Annotated in this window: 17 protein-coding genes; 9 read left to right on the forward strand and 8 right to left on the reverse strand. The window is 51.1% G+C overall.

All coding sequences use genetic code 11. The features are described from left to right. Nucleotides 1-206: 206 nt before the first annotated feature. Nucleotides 207-1,163: a hypothetical protein gene (locus ACFWW2_RS00805; RefSeq protein ID WP_393925462.1), complete on the reverse strand. Its 957-nt coding sequence runs from the start codon at nt 1,161-1,163 to the stop codon at nt 207-209. Nucleotides 1,164-1,190: 27 nt separating this feature from the next. Next, nucleotides 1,191-1,418, reverse strand: a complete 228-nt coding sequence (locus ACFWW2_RS00810; protein ID WP_393925463.1) for a hypothetical protein — start codon at nt 1,416-1,418, stop codon at nt 1,191-1,193. Between the two features lie 869 nt (nt 1,419-2,287). On the opposite strand from ACFWW2_RS00810, the gene ACFWW2_RS00815 reads away from it, so the two are divergent. Further along, nucleotides 2,288-2,947 (forward strand): hypothetical protein, encoded by a 660-nt coding sequence (locus tag ACFWW2_RS00815; RefSeq protein ID WP_393925464.1) that lies wholly within the window; start codon nt 2,288-2,290, stop codon nt 2,945-2,947. 35 nt (nt 2,948-2,982) lie between these two features. Here ACFWW2_RS00815 and ACFWW2_RS00820 read toward each other — a convergent pair whose 3' ends face one another. The 5 genes from ACFWW2_RS00820 to ACFWW2_RS00840 all read right to left on the reverse strand — a co-directional run bounded on the left by ACFWW2_RS00820 (nt 2,983) and on the right by ACFWW2_RS00840 (nt 5,610). Next, nucleotides 2,983-3,207 (reverse strand): hypothetical protein, encoded by a 225-nt coding sequence (locus ACFWW2_RS00820; protein WP_393925465.1) that lies wholly within the window; start codon nt 3,205-3,207, stop codon nt 2,983-2,985. Between the two features lie 241 nt (nt 3,208-3,448). Further along, complete coding sequence (locus tag ACFWW2_RS00825) at nt 3,449-3,739, reverse strand: hypothetical protein (protein WP_393925466.1); 291 nt, start codon at nt 3,737-3,739, stop codon at nt 3,449-3,451. Nucleotides 3,740-3,776: 37 nt separating this feature from the next. Then, nucleotides 3,777-4,106, reverse strand: coding sequence for a PadR family transcriptional regulator (locus tag ACFWW2_RS00830; RefSeq protein ID WP_393925467.1), 330 nt, complete (start codon nt 4,104-4,106; stop codon nt 3,777-3,779). A gap of 401 nt (nt 4,107-4,507) precedes the next feature. Next, complete coding sequence (locus ACFWW2_RS00835) at nt 4,508-5,035, reverse strand: DUF3800 domain-containing protein (protein ID WP_393925468.1); 528 nt, start codon at nt 5,033-5,035, stop codon at nt 4,508-4,510. 86 nt (nt 5,036-5,121) lie between these two features. Beyond that, nucleotides 5,122-5,610: a helix-turn-helix domain-containing protein gene (locus ACFWW2_RS00840; RefSeq protein WP_393925469.1), complete on the reverse strand. Its 489-nt coding sequence runs from the start codon at nt 5,608-5,610 to the stop codon at nt 5,122-5,124. A gap of 298 nt (nt 5,611-5,908) precedes the next feature. Here ACFWW2_RS00840 and ACFWW2_RS00845 point away from each other — a divergent pair, with 298 nt between their 5' ends. Beyond that, nucleotides 5,909-6,904, forward strand: coding sequence for a hypothetical protein (locus ACFWW2_RS00845; RefSeq protein WP_393925470.1), 996 nt, complete (start codon nt 5,909-5,911; stop codon nt 6,902-6,904). Between the two features lie 429 nt (nt 6,905-7,333). On the opposite strand, the gene ACFWW2_RS00850 is transcribed toward ACFWW2_RS00845, so the two are convergent. After that, nucleotides 7,334-8,836 carry a hypothetical protein gene (locus ACFWW2_RS00850; protein ID WP_393925471.1) on the reverse strand — a complete coding sequence of 501 codons (1,503 nt, stop codon included), beginning with the start codon at nt 8,834-8,836 and terminating at the stop codon, nt 7,334-7,336. Between the two features lie 699 nt (nt 8,837-9,535). Between ACFWW2_RS00850 and ACFWW2_RS00855 the strand changes: the two genes are divergently transcribed. From ACFWW2_RS00855 to ACFWW2_RS00885, 7 genes are all read left to right on the forward strand, one after another. Beyond that, complete coding sequence (locus ACFWW2_RS00855; RefSeq protein WP_393925472.1) at nt 9,536-10,207, forward strand: phosphatase PAP2 family protein; 672 nt, start codon at nt 9,536-9,538, stop codon at nt 10,205-10,207. Continuing rightward, the gene (locus ACFWW2_RS00860) at nt 10,204-12,246 is read left to right on the forward strand and encodes a hypothetical protein (protein ID WP_393925473.1); all 2,043 of its coding nucleotides are present in this window, start codon (nt 10,204-10,206) and stop codon (nt 12,244-12,246) included. The genes ACFWW2_RS00855 and ACFWW2_RS00860 overlap by 4 nt, the downstream gene beginning before the upstream one ends. A gap of 56 nt (nt 12,247-12,302) precedes the next feature. Next, nucleotides 12,303-12,476 carry a hypothetical protein gene (locus ACFWW2_RS00865; protein WP_393925474.1) on the forward strand — a complete coding sequence of 58 codons (174 nt, stop codon included), beginning with the start codon at nt 12,303-12,305 and terminating at the stop codon, nt 12,474-12,476. Between the two features lie 96 nt (nt 12,477-12,572). Further along, nucleotides 12,573-13,451, forward strand: coding sequence for a hypothetical protein (locus tag ACFWW2_RS00870; protein WP_393925475.1), 879 nt, complete (start codon nt 12,573-12,575; stop codon nt 13,449-13,451). Between the two features lies 1 nt (nt 13,452). After that, nucleotides 13,453-13,815 carry a hypothetical protein gene (locus ACFWW2_RS00875; RefSeq protein WP_393925476.1) on the forward strand — a complete coding sequence of 121 codons (363 nt, stop codon included), beginning with the start codon at nt 13,453-13,455 and terminating at the stop codon, nt 13,813-13,815. 210 nt (nt 13,816-14,025) lie between these two features. Then, nucleotides 14,026-14,595, forward strand: coding sequence for a trypco2 family protein (locus ACFWW2_RS00880; RefSeq protein ID WP_393925477.1), 570 nt, complete (start codon nt 14,026-14,028; stop codon nt 14,593-14,595). Nucleotides 14,596-14,632: 37 nt separating this feature from the next. Then, on the forward strand, nt 14,633-16,450 hold the full coding sequence (locus tag ACFWW2_RS00885; RefSeq protein WP_393925478.1) for a hypothetical protein: 1,818 nt from the start codon (nt 14,633-14,635) through the stop codon (nt 16,448-16,450). The last annotated feature ends 328 nt before the right edge of the window (nt 16,451-16,778 follow it).

The following is a 16,778-nucleotide window of genomic DNA, read 5'->3' on the forward strand; positions in this document are numbered from 1 at the left end:
AGTCGCCATCTTCCAATACATCAATGGCTTCTACAATCCGCGCAGGCGGCACTCAGCTTTGGGCTGGAAAAGCCCGGTCGCTTTCGAACGGAAAGTGGCCTAAACGAGCACCTGGGGCGGCACAAAAACGTGACAGGTCCATATCTACTTGAGGCAACGGGGTGTCCAGAAGTCAAAGTCGAGTACAATCGAACATTTATACGCTTCTATTCAAAAATTCTGTTGGCTCTTGCATGCAGGAGAAAACATCCGACCGCTAAAGCGGCCAAAAAGCAAATTACGATACCACCACCCGTCGTTATAGCCGCAGCGTCGTTATCAAAACTGAATTTTGGAAACCCCAAGTCATTGAATTCCAGGGAAATGTTCAGCTGTATTGCCGCCGTTATAGTGGCCATCGACAGTAGAGCTGTTCCAACACGGACAAGTATTCGTCTGGGATCAAAGACAAATACTATCACGGCACCGAAGATTGCCCCGCAAAGAGCCGCAAGAAACAAACCTTTGTAGAGCCACGGATCAATTACGAGCGAGTAGACTAAGGCTGATGCCAAACTGAGTGAAACTGACACAACCACATAGGCTCTCCATGACAACGCACTCTTCAGTTCTTGATCGACATCGTCCTTTACCTTCATTGAATAGTTACCAAACAGGTACCGAAGAGTCTTCCTCCAGTGAGAGCGCTCGACTACTGCCATATGAAATCGCGCAGCTACCCGCCAAAATTCAACAACATGTTTCTCAAACTGAAACTCTTCCTCATCAACTTGCAGTTTACCGTCACCGTTGTTTTTCTTTGGCCATCTAATATTTTGGGGGTAATCACCTGATTTCAGCGTAGTTATTACCGCCTCTAGGGAATCCATTTGAACCGAGATTTGAGCATTTGCCGCCTCATCTGCGGGACGGATGAGGGAGGAAGTTGCTGCTAAAACTTCTTCGATCGCTCGCAATGCAAGTACACCGGCCGCCAAGCGAAGCGAGTCGATTTGTACTTCAGAAAGCTCTCTAGCCCCTAAGCTATTTTGATTTCGAGTGTGCTCGCGGACGTCATCGTATGCCTTGGCTTTAAGATAGCTAAGCCGCTTCGGAGCCGTCATATCTTCTTGCAAGAATTTTTCGATGCTATCCAGTTCCCTGGAAAAGCGGTGTTGTGGCATCGTCTACCTAACTAGTATTTCGGTTAATCACTCTGCTGGGAATGTACTGGAAAAGGCCCGTTGGATACGATGCTTGAAATTCTCCACATAACTATCTAATAACACTTCTTCATTCTCACGACCTTTTCTGATCGCTGGAAGTCTAAGTGCTGCTCGACTTAACGCGATTAAGTCGTCATTTGTCACTGAACTCAACTCTTCTTCAGTGACGTTTGAGTTGTCACCATCTAGCCAGAGGCGAAGCCGTGATTTCATCTGTATGTGCTCGACAAGAATACTAAACTATCAAATTGAGGTAACCAAAAAATTTCTGTATACATATGCATACCTTTTAGATGCGACGCCTTGATTGTGCGCTGACCTTCGGATATGAATCATGTGTAGGCAGAAAATCCTGTGCAGGGTTCAAGTTTACCTTAGGGGTTTTGCTTCGGCAAAGCCCCTTTGCGTTGATAGGCTCTAAAATGTCGACCTTTCTTTGTCAGTTAAACCGAAGCAGTGCGCGTTGAGCGCGAACGTGACTAACGGACAAGGGCGCTGAGGTTCCGCTGCGCCCTTGTCCGAAGATGATGTATGGGTACTGCTTACGACGAAGGCAACGAATTGCATGTAACGCCTCCGTGCGCTAAGTCTCGCGAAATCTTTGCGAATGTTGAAGTAATTATTTCCGCCATAGCAGATGTTTTTTCTTGAAGACAAGTAAACAATATCCCACAAGTCCTGACAAGGGCTTAATTCGGCACATAAGTGTCTTGTATTTGGCGATAATGCGGGTGGGTAAATTGCCAGAAATCAATAACTTATGGAATTCTGGGTCGATAAGCCCTGCCGATTGGGCAGGAATACTCCGGTTTGAGCTCGGCGGGTTGCACGCCCGCACTAGCAACGATTCTTGTGTAGAATGGCTAATAGATCATGGTTTGGATCGCCAAAAGCAGGACGGCGGTGTCCTGTCTAAGGGTACTATTTCATCGCGATTTTCAGCTTTGAGCAATATTCACGGAGTTTCCCCCTCGAACGACAGCCTTATCCCTCGGATAGTGGACACTATCTCAGCGAATGTAAGTTTTAGGAGTTGTGTGTGTTACTTTGAGGACTTGGCGTATCGATCCATCAAGTTCTTCATGCCCCATGGGGGCATCGACTCCATCAACGTAAAGAAACCTCTGGGTTGGTATCAGGCAAGTCGCTACTCGTTGGGGGTACCGGGGCGGATCGTCAGGTCTGCATTCTTCTTTTATGAGAACGACGAAGACCGAGAAAGACTACTTCCGTTTGGCTACTATGATGATCCAAACGTTCTCCGCTTCAAAGAGTTGAGAAAGATAAAAAACGACGCGGGGAGAGAGTATCAAATTATTTCTGGTGGTCTGGTTTTTGCCAATCGCCAATGTTTCGTAGCTATTGGCGCTACGTATGAGACCCGCCTAGGAGTAGCGGAAAAAGATCTCAAAGCGTCAGATATTCAGCATGCACAAACAGCGTACTATGTTTTTGATGACGACGGTGATGCAGACGTCGTACGAGGGTTAAAAATCGGCGTCCTTCGGTTGCATGGTGATCCAGTAGCTCCAACAATCGAATTACGCCGCGTTAAGATGCCGGAAGGCCTCGAATGGAGCAGTGTTGGGGACCAAACAGCTATTGAAATTGGCATTGTTGATCCGAAAGCGGAGGACCGGACTGACCTCGCCGAAGTCGTTGAACGGATAAGGCCAAGAGTGCATGACGAAGCCAAGATCCCATTTGCGACGACGTTTAATAAGGACATGTCTAGCAGCTAGCGTTAAGAAGAAACACAAATTTCCGGGCTTTTGACCTAATCATCGCCCAGATCTCGAAGGTCTGTTGAGCCTCTTGTGCTTAACGTGAAAAACATCGGCATGCTAAGCGGCATGTATTCCGCGCTGACCTCACTTAAGCGGCTGTCGCTGATTGTCCTTTCGAGAAAACCGTCGCCCGTGGGCCGCTGCACAAGATCTCTTTCGGTATCGAAGGCCATGGCAGCTGAAATTTGCAAGGTTGCAGCTTCAGCAAGAAGCATGGATAGCTTCTAGTTATCGTAACTGGGGCACCTCTGACCGACACCACACCAAAGTCAGCGAACTATCGCTACTTTCTTTCTGATCAAATGAAGAGACTCTCGCTGTCGTTAGAGCCTCACTCAATATCAAGCAATGCATCACGTTGGCATACCCTCAACATAGAAAACCGCCGGTTTGGAACCGGCGGTTTTGAGCGGGAAGGGAGAAGACATCTTTGAGCCGAGCGCCAAAGCGCCAGACCTAAAAAACTGCGACCATTGCCAATACAACCCCAGTAATCGCCAGCACGTACATGCTTATATCGACCACAGGCTTGTATGCCCATTGTAGTGCGTCCCATCCATCGCGGTATGCCTTGCGACGCGCCGCTGGCAGATCACCAGTTTGTGCGTAGTCATCAGCAAATGCGTCTTCAAAAGCCGCGAGACCTTCTTCGCGATCTTGTGATCGCAGTGAATGTTTAACCATCCACGCTGCCAGCCCAGGCGGGCGGACCTCTTCGTTTTCAGGTGGCGTAACGTTTGGGGCCATGTGGACCTCCGTGTGTTGCGCCTGCGACCCTTGTCGCCTATCCCGCGTCCGCCAGAAAAAACTGAATGATGGATTTGGCAGGATCTGTCAGAGAATAAATTCTCGCAGGCTTTCCACGGACACGAGGTCCATCACCAGTATGGGTTTGCGATGTGAGAAGGCCGGCTTCCTCAAGCTGCGCCAAGTTCTGGTAAACCCGTGGCGTCGGAGCCTTTCTTCCATGCTCGTCAAGAAGCTTCGCGATTTTTGCGCCGTAGGCGTCCTCTTCGAGGCGATTGATCGCCGCCAAAAGGAACATCCCAAACGCTCCACCTGGAACCTTCTCAGGGAGCTTCACATCTGCCTGAACGCTAAATGCGGCAGGCATAGTTCCGGTCTCTCGACCGAAAGCTGCAATCGATATGTTCAGTCATTCGATTTCTCCTTTTCTAGTGTGGAGAACGACGCATCACATTCATGGAGTTGCGTATGCATTGCGCCGCTCGGACAAATCGGACGATCTGGGCCAAGCACCAACGTGTTACTGCAAGTTGCCACCGGGCCCAGAGCTGCCGATGAGATCTATATAGTACAAAATATATACTATGTCAAGTATACGTACAAAATGGCTAGGATAAGCAGTTATTGAATTATTTGCCCATTGGGGCTATATATCCCTTGTGACTCGTTAGGCCGCGTGCCGGGCGGGAGCAGCGGTGACCCGGGCCTCACAAAAGGACCGGTTGCTAGCCGCAACCTTAAAAGCCGCCCTTGTGGCGGTTTTTGACGTTATAGAACCTCGATTTTGTAGATGTCTTTCAACTTCTTCGCATTCTCTTCTTCCTTGTCGATCCAAGCGCGCGCATGGGCCACCACATCTGCAAGCTGAAGCATGCGCGATGCCGACGAATCCAAGGGCGTAATCCGGGTGATGGCCCGGAACAGTCCGTCATTGCACCTCGCATACTCTATAATCTTGCCAAACGTAGGGTGCGCGTTCTGTTCGTTGACATCTATGATGACCTCGACGTTCCCCACTTTTCGGGTCAGGCCATTCGACGATGCAAACCTGCGGACTCCTATTTTCACGGTTTCAACCAGCGAACGTGCGTAGAGCTCAGGGCGACTACCAACGAGCCCGCGGCTCCGCTTGTTAATCATTAGCAAGCTCGCAGGTGCAGAAGACTGCGCATATTGAGCCAAGATGCTCTGCAGCCCAGGTTTGGCCCAGCTTGCGGCATGGACCTCATTCACAGACTTAGGCAGCAAGTCGCTGAACGCCTTGTCCGCCTTGCCACATTCCGAAGACCAGACCATGGCGCAGCCCAGTGGGAAATTGTCATCGCCCGCCGTGCGTACTCATCAACAAAGCAAAGGATTTTCTTGTTCAGACGTGACATACTCTAGCCCGCCTTACCTTTGCGCCTGGCGCGTGCACGGGCATTTGGTGTCTCGGTTTTTTCACGCGCAGCGCGTCGCTCTTCCCGCTCGTCATCGAAATCCGGCACCAGTGATTTGAGCTTTGCAACAAGCCCATTCAACCGATAGATGTTTGAGCCATAATCCCCATGCGCCGTAATTTGTTGCTCCCTTTCAATCAGGCCGGCATCTTCAAGCGCCTTGATATTGATCCGAACCGTTGCCGGTGTAATTCCCATGCGATTGGCAAGATCCTTCTTTGAAGGAAACGGAGGGTTATCAGGCCGCATCCAATAGCTCAGCAACTGAACAATGATATTGAACTGTGTTGTGTTGATCCCAAGCCGCGATTGCGCACGCACTAGAATATTTGGCACAGCCGTATAGCCATGCGACAATACCTTCGGACCATAGATTTTTTCGGTCGAAGATTTTTTTGGCTGATTGCCGGTAGATTTTGTCGCTTTAGCCATAGGTTCGTCCTTTCACGTATGACCTAGCGACACGACACCTACCCGACAACCACCTCCGGCGGCTTCGCGATGGTGCATTTTCAACCATACCCGTCTTACAATGTATTGCGCTATATGGCATTACGGTCATTGGGTACCGATGCTTAGCTATCGCATTTTGCACTAGGGGTATATACGGAAATCAGCCATACCGGGTGGTTGATTTTGCGCCATCGCGAATTGACGACTATCCGCTCAAGTAAACGCTACCACGAAACGAGGAGCAGGGCTAGAACTCCTGCAAGGAGATGTGACCAGTATGAAGTTTCGTCGTCGTACCGTTGAGGGCTTGGCTGAATTGATCTGTGGGAACAGCGCAGAGGATGAAGTCTACTTTTTTCCCTATCGTTCCAGCTACTATTTGACGGCTTTCTTTAAGGACGCGGGAACGCTCTTTGAGCACGATGGGTCAACCCGGTCATGGTGGGTTGCGGATACTCTTAAAGCCATACTAGCTGAGCCCTCTAAGGACGCCCAAACGCCGCCTGATGCGTTTCTGCGGGTCATTCAGTGTCTAATGGATCAAGGGGATGCTGAGAATGAACCGCCCGCCCGCCCAGGGGCGCTCGAGGCCCTGAACGCCCACCTCGCGCGGGAAGGATACGAGGCCTTCTACGGAAAAGATCGCCGCTGCTATCTCAGGAACACGGACACAAATGCCATCGCAGGAGTGTCCAGTAGCCCGCATAGACCGCTTTCACCCGAGGAAACCCAAAAGAAAGAGGCGTTGACTGCATTCTTGGACAAATGCAGCGAGGACGAGCTCATTAAAGATGTTCTCATGCCGCTCTTTCGACAACTCGGCTTTTCGAGGATCACTGCTGCTGGACATAAGGACAAGGCACTCGAATACGGCAAAGACATTTGGATGCGTCACGTCCTTCCGACACAACATGTCCTGTACTTTGGTATCCAGGCCAAGCGGGGCAAGCTCGACTCAGCCGGTGTTACAAAGTCATCAAACGCAAATGTTGCTGAGATCCATAACCAGGTCACAATGATGCTGGGCCATGAGGTTTTCGATCCCGAAGTCAGCAGGCGTGTCTTGGTCGATCATGTGTTCATCATCGCCGGAGGCGAGATCACGAAAGCTGCCCGCAATTGGATTGGCAACAAGCTTGACGCAACCAAGCGCAGTCAGATCATGTTTATGGACCGAGATGACATCATAAACCTTTTCGTTACGTCCAACGTTCCTTTGCCAGCAAAGCCCGGAGATCCAGCAACACCGTTTGATGAAGAGATCCCGTTTTAAGAAAACTGTCATTTCATCCCGCCGGAAATACACTCGGTTGAGTGCCCAAAGGATCCCAGGGTCGACAGCCCAGTCAATCATTGCACACAACCCTAGCAATCCATCCTGAGACTTGTTTCGCACGAAAATGTAATCATGCATGATGCATACTAGCTTTTGTATTGTGAATAGCTCATTTGGAGGAAACATATGCGGTTGATCGAGATGTGGCATGCTGAACTCCTTTGGTTGAGTTCAGCCAGTTCAGCACAGGCGGTTCGTTACGCTGAAATTGCCCGCCAAAGTGGTAACGATAGTGGGACCCATTGTCGAACTAGGCGACAATAGCCAACCGACCCACGATCGTCAAAAACTCTTAGATGACTGCACGAAGGATACGCGTGCCACAACGAAACCTATTGGCGCAATAATGTATTGAGCTCGTTTGGTTCACGAGAAGAACTCCCGAAGCGCCTCGACGTCCAGCCCAGGTGATTTGTGGATCAGGGAAGCCGGATAGGCGGGATCTTCGTACATTTGGCGAAGCTGAAAATCCGGCTCCAACTTGCGAAGGGCCTGAACCGCTGTTTCCACCTCGTCACCTAATCCGAAATGAGCATAAAGCGAAATTAGATACCGTAGGGGCGGCCGGTATGATGGATTTTGCAAGTTAACCCGTTTCGCAAGCTGTAACGCTTCGTTATATCTTCCAAGTGAATATGCCGCTCCGAACGCTTGTTGATCCCACCAGAACCGAAATTGAGAAACTTCAGCTAACTGCAAGCCCTTTACCGCGTACTCCAAGGAAGACCTAACATTGCCAATATACATGTTGGCAGAGCTAAGAGACCACCATGCCATCGGATTTGACGGATTGATTTTGACGCTTCTCCCAGCAAATTCTAGGCTGCGATCGGGTGAGCGCATCAAATGTCCAGCAGTATTTGACACTAACGCTAAGACCATTGAGTTCCCTGGTTCATCCTCCATGGATTTCGTCAAAAACTCTTCAGCCTCATCAATCAGTTGGTCGATTTCCGTTGAGAAGCGCTCAACTCGCTGAATGGCCCGGATCTGCGCGCGAGCGGCCAAGAATAGTCCGCGCGGGTGATACTCATAAGCTCGAGCCAGCAGTTTGTCTGCGGCAGCGACGCGCCCTACATCCATCGAAAAAATGTTTCGGATGGCTTGCTCGTACAAAGCGTCTGGTTCGGTCAACGCACCCTCATGCCGCATCCGAAACAAATGATGGCGTACCGAGGCTATCAGTTGAGTAATGAGTCCGACAACTTTGGGATCTTCGATCGGCGGTGCTCCTGAAGACGGAATATCGCAACTGCCAATCCACATCTTCTGGTCGTTGTCACACCGCGACAGCGTGACCCGGATTCCCATTCTAGCTTCAAGACTGTGAACTTCTGTTTCAACACGAAAGGCGTTTTTGTGTTCTTCGGTACCGACCTTATCGAACAATACTGGGATGGTCATCATTTCATTGATGTTCGACGCAACCGCGTCCCCGAATAGCTGGGCAAACCAACGATTGGGACCGGTTTTGGCATTGTACGCGATAATGATCTTCCAAGCGCAGTCGGTTTTTTCGAACCGATTGAGGTTTGGAGCAAAGGATTGTGGTGTATTCGAATGCCGCTGAGAATTCAGCCAGTCTAGAAAGTTGGGTTCGCTAATATACATTCCTTCTAGAAACACATCACCATCTTCGGACTTGAAAATCTGTATTGTTGAGAGATCCAAGCTTAGCTCGCGACGATTGGATGTAAGTCTCACACCGAGTGGATACAGATCTTTCTTGAGTTTGGCCCATTCTTGGCGAAGACTTGTCTTCGCCCTTTCGTTTGTCGCATTGCCCCACAATACTGACTCAAGCCACCTACGACCTCGTTGCCCATTTTCACTCGAAGCCAATAGAGCTAACAAAGCTCGAGATTTCATTGACTTTAGTTCAATGCATTGGCCTTGCGAATCCATGATACGAAACGGCCCACCGAGAAACAATTTAACTAGCGAATTCTGCCTACCTAACATACACACTGCCGCAACACTTCCAGTTACGCTCCCACACTTCCCTATTCGATACTACCGTGAAAGTTCCGTGATTTCTCTCCTTTTTTTTGAAACGCCTTGAATCAAGGCCTGCTTAAGTCGTTCCTTAGTGCTTGAAAAAGTAGGGAGGGTGCTATGCCAAGATTTGGAGGTACATCCGGCGGAACGTCGGGTGGAACATCAGGTGGTACGTCGGGTGGAACTTCGGGCGCTGTGAGAGGGCGCGACTTGGCGCATGCCGACAGTCCAGCCTCCCCCCTACTAAGTGAGTCTCTCAACACTGCACGGGACGGCATTACCGGGTTTTGGTCGGGCTCGAAAACAGTTCCACATAGCTTGCAGGACCTTCGTCTTCCAACGGATGAGATCTACTTAGACCAAATTGGATTGCCTGGTCAGTCGGCGGTCCTTGAGTCAAAGCTTGTCTCGAAGATTTCTGTTCAAGGGTCACAGGGAGTAGCAACGCTTCAGTATGACGGTTGCCCAGTCACGACGATATCGCGGCCATCGCCGGAGTACTTTGAGGCCAACCTAGACTGGGTGCGGGCCTATTCCGATTTGCGGGCAGACCGACTTGCAGAAATTCACATGCAACTTGATGATCTGTTGTCATACTTCGGCGCGCTTTGCTATCTCGACGAAGGCCGCCGCAAGTATACGTTGATGATGCTGGACATTGCGCGACGGATTGCGATCCATGTTGAACGGCAAATGAAATACTATTGCCGCGCTCCGCGCCCCATTGATTTTGCCGCGGAAGTTCAGCCCGTCATTCAGACTCCGGATCATTCGAGTTACCCGTCTGGGCACGCAATGGAATCCTTTGCTATCGCGACCGTTTTTCAACGATTATCGACAGGCCAGGGGTCATGCGAGGGAATTGCCAGCGGAGGTCTTCCATTCAAGCTGGCGCATCGGATTGCAAGCAATCGCACAGTAGCGGGTGTACATTTCCCAATAGATTCCCAAGCAGGCGCTTGGGTGGGTTGCTATGTTGGTGACCTGGTGTGTCAGTTTGCGACTGGCGGAATACTCCACTGTGGCGACATGCCAGCGGCCAACTTCATTCTAAATGGGAGGGGGGAGGTCACGACAGACCACGAAGGTCGCACGATGACCCCGGACTTTTTGCTCTCCAATATGCCAGCGCTTGCCGTCGACCGCGACGTAGAGATAGAGAAATGCGCGGTTGCTAGCGCGTTGTGGAGTAAAGCCTGTGCCGAATGGCCGCCACTTCCAAAGACGGACAAACAGCCATGACCCTGTCCTGGGCGGAAGCCGAGAGGAGTCCTCTCAACACATCTCCTTACGTTGATTGGTGGACACGGCACGAAGGTGCGGATAGCCAGGAAAAATTCGTTTCACGAGCCTTTATGGAAAGGCCTGAACAGAATGCGCACAGCGTCAAGGAGTACTCTAGAAGGGCAATCGAGAACCTTTACACGCAAGCCGTTCCAATACCGGCCCACGCCGCAAAGCCCGAAGGGCCCGCTGATCCGTGGAGCGTTGGGCAGATCGTTGACAACCTCCCGTGCGATTTGCCCGAAAATACCGTTCTGACGGGCGTGGTCGATACAGGTATTGCTCTCGCTCATCGACGCAGTCGGCGTTCAGAGGGCTCCTCTCGCATCGTGGCGGCATGGCAGCAAACGGCATCACACGGTGGCCAGTCGTTCTTGCCATTCGGTCAGGAGCTTTATTCCAAAGACATCGAGCGGTTGATCAAAGATCATACGCATGACGGCTCGCTGTTGGGGCGGTTGGATGAAGATGCATTCGTCCGAACCGCGCGTTTGATCGAACCCCACGAAAGTTTGGGTCACCGAGACCTTGAGTTTCATGCGGCGCATGGCACCCATGTGTTGGATCTGGCCAGCGGTTTCGATGCGCGCTGCACACCCGACAGCACACTTGCCTCAAACCGGATCATTGCTGTAAATCTGCCGCCCCGATCGCTGCACGGCTCGGCCGGAAACTTCCTCGCCTTGTGGGCCATATTTGCGATGGAGCGGATATTCCACATCGCTGACGCCCTTTGGGAAGCCAATCGCGCTGCTCATGGCAATGTCCCGGAAGGTGGCTATCCACTGGTTGTAAATTTCTCCTATGGAATGCAGGCGGGCCCCAAGACTGGCGACTCGTCGCTTGAGCTCGGCATCCAAGCATTGTTGCGGGAGCGGCAGGAAAAGTACGCCGCACCAACCAGGATCGTCATGCCTGCTGGCAACGAGAATGTTGATCGCGGTCATGCCCGGGCTCTGATGGGGACCGGCAAGTGGCGCAACTATGAACTCATGTCTGAACTCGCGGTGCCCTGGCGCATTCTGCCGGCAGATCACACATCCAATTTCGTGGAGATTTGGAACTCGGCGCTGCCGCCGGACGAGCACACGGAAGCTGAGCAGCCCAGTAGCACTGCCTTCAAGCTTTTTGTCAGTCCGCCGGGATATGACGACCTTGAGGTGCCGCTGCTTCAGCGCGGATATCATTCGAACTTGGACGACATTGCACGGGTTTATTGTCAAATTCAGGGCGAGCGGGTGAGTTTTGTTTTGGCTGTTGCGCCTACAGCCAGCCACTTACCAGATGGCACACTTGCTCCGGCAGGGGCGTGGCGCATTCGCCTTGAGTATCACGGATCGGTCGTGAACGCGGACATGTACGTCCAATCCGATCAGTCCACGATGCCCGGCAGCAGGACCGGCCGCAAATCATACTTTGATCACCTCGAAGCAATTGCGTTTAGCGAAGATGGCCGCCCCCGCGACAGCTATGATTATGATTCTGGAGACGCGACAGACAGTTGGTTAGAGTTTGGCCCGGTCCAGATCAAAGGCTCGCAAAACGCGCTTGCCACTTCGGTGCATGTCAACGTGGTCGGCGGCTACCGCACCAGCGATGGGAAGCCCGAAATCTATTCAAGCACAAACGACGGAGTCAGTAAGCAAAACGGACTGGGGCGCGAAATCCTTGATGCATCTTATCCCAGTGAAGATGCTCCGTCCTTGTTTGGTCTTTTGGCTGCTGGGTCGCGGGATGGGTCGGTTGTCGCCTACCGTGGCACCAGCATGGCTACCGGCTTGGCGACTCGGGACATCGCCACTGCATTAGCCGAATGGGATCCAAAGTCATCCGACCCCAGAATTGGTGACTATCTTTGGCTGCGCAACAAGGCCGATGCGTACCTAACATCGGCAGATCGGCCAGCGCAATACCGACGACCGCGCAAGCTTAAGGCAGGTGTCGGACAGCTTCCGTATCCCGGACCCGCAAGAAGTGGGCGAGTGCCACGCTCTTAGCAATATGCTCGTTCGTTCGTAGGTTCGTGGAGTATTTCTAGAGAAGGAGAATTTTTTTGGAACGAAAACTAAAAACACTCATGTCGCGTGTTCAAGGATGGATTTTGTTGGACCGCGGAACGCCTGACCTCAATGCAGATCTTTTGCCAAATTCGAACAAACCCGGCGTATCGACACTGAAGCATCCGGCTCGGGTAGAAGTGAAAGCTTTGTGCCTGATCGAAAACTGATATTGTCAGGGCGCCTCGTGTCGCCCTAAAAATCCAATTCTTTCAAAGGGAAACATCATGGGGTGTACTATGAATAGGTTTTGCCACTCAATTGGAGTGATTTTGTTCCTGAACGGATGCACGGTGCCAAATGTCACACCAGAGATAGCATCTTCTGTGGATCTATTGGCGGTGACTGATAGCCAATTGCGTCCAATGCTTCGGTCTCGCGCGGCCGACGAAGTGCGTAACGCAGAACAAGAGCTGATCCTGTCGGGGGCGACGGTTTATGAAACGGAAGATTGTGATGACTCTGATGAATATGGCCTAATGGCCAATTGCCGACTAAGATTTTTGGCTGACCTCGACAGCGGTCCTGTCAACGCAACACAAGCGTTGACAGCTTTGAATGAAATGGAAGCCTATTTTGCTATCCTCTTGGTCTTGGCGTCTGACGAAGATTCGAATGCGGTTCGAACACAAGCGCAGGAACTGGCAAAGGCCCTAAATGACGCGGCTGAGGGCAAGTCTGCGGCATTGGCCACCCTTGCCGAAGATGCAGGTAGGCGAGGGGATGCCTTCACTGCCACAACCGGTTTTCTTGCAGGACAATATCGCATTGGCGCGTTGCGCTCCCTCGTACGTCGTGCGGATCCTGTCATCGAGACTCAGACCTTGATTATCGCGGCCTATCTGGATCTGGACGGTGAATTGTCAGCGGCGCATAGCGCATTGGTGGACGCTGAAGAAGAGGTTGTGAACGCACAGGCCTCGGGTGATCCCCGACGCTACAGCGAGGCAGTAGAGAGCCTGAAAACGGCCCATTTTGAATATCAAACAGCGCAGAATGAGTCGCCAAGCTATGTCATGAAGTTGCTTCGCCAAAGCCACGGGCAACTGCTTGCACGATTGACCACAGGAGGGTCGGCCCAGGAGGTCCTAGAAACAGTTACGGAAATCGAAAGTGTAATTAACGTACTGAAGGAGGATGTGTAGTATGGCGTTGTCATCAGAACAAAATAGGGCTCTTCAGAAACTTGACGAGCTAAAGAAACAAAGAAAAGCTGCTGCTTCAGAGGTCAAAAAGGAGCGAGACGAAGCCCGAAAGACTGGCGATCGTCAAAAGGAAATCTCGGCGAAAAAAGTCCTTGTTCAACTAAGCAGGGTAAACTTGCTTATCACGAATAGTCGTAGATCGATATTGGCCAGCACTAGCCTGACTGACTTAAACAAAAAACTGGCGCAAGCAACTAGTCGGGGGCGAAAAGCTCAAGAGAACCTGAAGGCCGTCTCAGCATCACTGAATGCGCTTGCCAATTTGATCCGAATTCTGACGAAACTCGGAAATATATTTGCATGACAAAGGTCTATGCCGCCGCCCAACACAATCTAATGTCTGCCTGGACCTAGCTGATGATAAAAATGCCCATAGTGGGCCGGTCCGAGCTCTCCGCACTTTTAGGCAAGTTTGAGAATTCAAGTGACTCAAAACCATTGTGAACAGTCATTGAGACATGCCCGCTAACACTGTCAGATCGTCTAGTTCGAGCATCTATTTAAGGAGAAAATCGTGATTATCAGAGTAATCAATCGTTTGATCTTAACGGTATGTGTGATCCTACCGTCCTTCGCGAATGCCGAGGAAGTTACGCTTTCATCAATGATCAGGACACTTCAGTTGTCATTGCTTGATGCCCAAGAAAACCTTGTTCAAAACGAGATGTTGGCTCTCTCTGAAGTGGCAGTGGAGCTTAATTTGGTCAACCGTATTGAAGCAGACGGTCGCATTGGGTTCTGGATCATTAAGCTTGGCGCAGCCCAAACAAACTCGGTGACCTCTAACGTACGTATGGTACTCACGCCTCCGGACGCGGGTGGTTCGGAAAACGTTTCTGCGGCCAGCGATGCGATCCGATCAGTTCTCTCAAATGCAATTTTTGAAGGTGCTGCCGCACGCAGTCTCGCCATGGGCGGCGAACCACCTCTTGATGCAAAGGAATTTGTTATCACGCTAGAGTTTGCGCTTTCTGAGAATGCTGATGGAGAGATCAGCATCGCAGTTCCGCCGATTGAAGCTGGTGCAGGTGGGGAAATCTCCGCTTCCGAACTGCAGCGGATTACCCTTACTTTCGGTGAATGAAATGGTAGTTCGTTGTGTTCCATGGGCAATTGCTGGATTGCTGTATGTGGATCCGGCACAAGGCCAACAGTTGGACTACTGCAACATTGCAGCGGACTACTACTCAGCCGGAGCTGCAACCCCCTTCGACGACAACCGTACGATTGCGAAAGTTTTTGATCCCGGCGAGCGAAGCCAAGGAAACTATCGTGGAAATGCTGTCGTTGTAGATGGTACGCTTGGCCTATTGCTGACACCTCGCCATGTTGCGCTACAAGCTATTGAAGAGGAGTATGGGCTTCGAGCGAACGGTGCTAAACTCGATCTCGTTTTCAGAGACTTCGAAGGTCCTAGCAATAGAGAAACGACTGCTACAATTATCGCTGTGTTGGGCGAGAGTGGGACAAACACGAACATACCCAAAGAAAATCAAGCGAGAGATCTTGCACTGTTACAAGTCGAGGACCCAGAACTCCGTCAACAAATGCGAGAGCGTCGGATTGCTATCGGCCCATTTGGAACCACATACGATGAGGCGCTTGTTCAGTCGTTCTTTGCAAACTCATCTTCATTAATCGAAGACAAAGGGAGCTTGTCTCCGGCCTTGTTTCCAAGCGACTCTACTGAGATGCTTTGCACCTACCGCCTAGCCTACCATTCAGAAGGAGGTGACAGTGGTGCACCATTGACAGACCTAGACAGTCAGTCACTAACGCTTGGCGTCATTCTTCAAAAGTCGTCGGACCTAGAGAAGGGTCTGGGGCTTGTTATGCCAGCAAGATGCTTACGTGATCCACTTGTATCGTGGATGGAAAAACTCTTTGAAGATGAGGTTACTAAAACCGCTGAACTTCTTGTCAACGCGACCAGTAATGAGCTTGCTGAGACTCTTAGGAGCGTGGATTCTGCAACTCGACCGACCAATGCTCTCTTACATGCTGCGATCCGCAAAATTGTAAGTGTGGTCTTAAAAGTCGATGAAGAAGAGGGTTCAGGCCCAAGTTGGCAGCCAAGAGATGACCTCGCCACATTCTTCATGCGCAGGGACTGCATTCTAGATAGGGCCTTAGCCGGTCGGGAAGCCGACCTGCCGCCTCAGGAACGTGAAAGCTTTGAGATCGCTTGGACAGAATTAACCCGTCAACTAGCAAGTACTCGAAACGCGTCCGCTGGCGACTCGATATTTGAGCGAGCTCAGTTGTTACAATCGACGGATCCACAAAGATCTCGGGAACTCGCCCTTTTTGCATCCGTTGTCTATGCCGACGCAATTGGATTGGACGTAACAAAGGAGAGCACGACCCTTGCTTCTGTACCACAGTTTGTCGCCACAACTCCCAGCCTTCAAGCAGCTTTAGATGCAGGTGATGCTACCAACATCGCTCGGCAGTTTAAGGGCTTATCCGACAGTCTTATGCTTGCTGCAAATCTCTCGAACGATTCTGAGTTCCGATTGTCCGCATTTGCTACGGCACGCGGGGCTTCGCTCCAAGCTGTGTGGCTATCGCGAGAAGAGGCTCCGGCAATAGCATCCAATTCATTGATTGCCTATTCCGACGCATCTGCGAATCTCGGTGACTGGGGCGATGCAAAGGTGGGCTATGTGGCCGCAATCAATACCCCTGGCCTTGAAACGAGCGTCCGAGACCGCGCTCTTGACGATCTTGGTTATGTTGCAGGTCGGGTGGAAAATGTTTCAGCTATAACAGCTGCTCAGCGCTTGCAGATTATTTTGGATTCCACCGAGATACCCGACAGGCTACTATTGGGCGGCCAGACAACAACAGGCATCACTCCCGTCCAGCTTCTTGGTGGTTCATCGGGGATAATCTCCATTAGTCCCTTCATTGCTGAGGACATCAGAAATTTTCGCTGAAGTTTCAACGACCAGAGATAACTAGACGATATGTGATGTTGCAACCTTGCCCACTTCAAATTGGAGTTCCAGCTTCGTCTCGTGTATCACAAAAGGCCAACTGCGATGTCCGCAAAGTTAGTCATTGCATGAATATGCTATCTTGCTAAGCGCGCGGGATTGAGGTTCACTTCCAGCAGTTTCTATGAGTAACGATAACTAGGAATTATGTGCGCGCACTGAGCCGGGCTATTTCGACAAGTATCTACTCGAAGCGAAACAGAGGCTGTCGAAGGCCAACAGTGGGGCGGTTCTTGGAGATGTATGACTCGGATCCGTTCACATGTTT

The organism is Yoonia sp. R2-816 (genome assembly GCF_046762905.1).
GTDB lineage: Bacteria > Pseudomonadota > Alphaproteobacteria > Rhodobacterales > Rhodobacteraceae > Yoonia.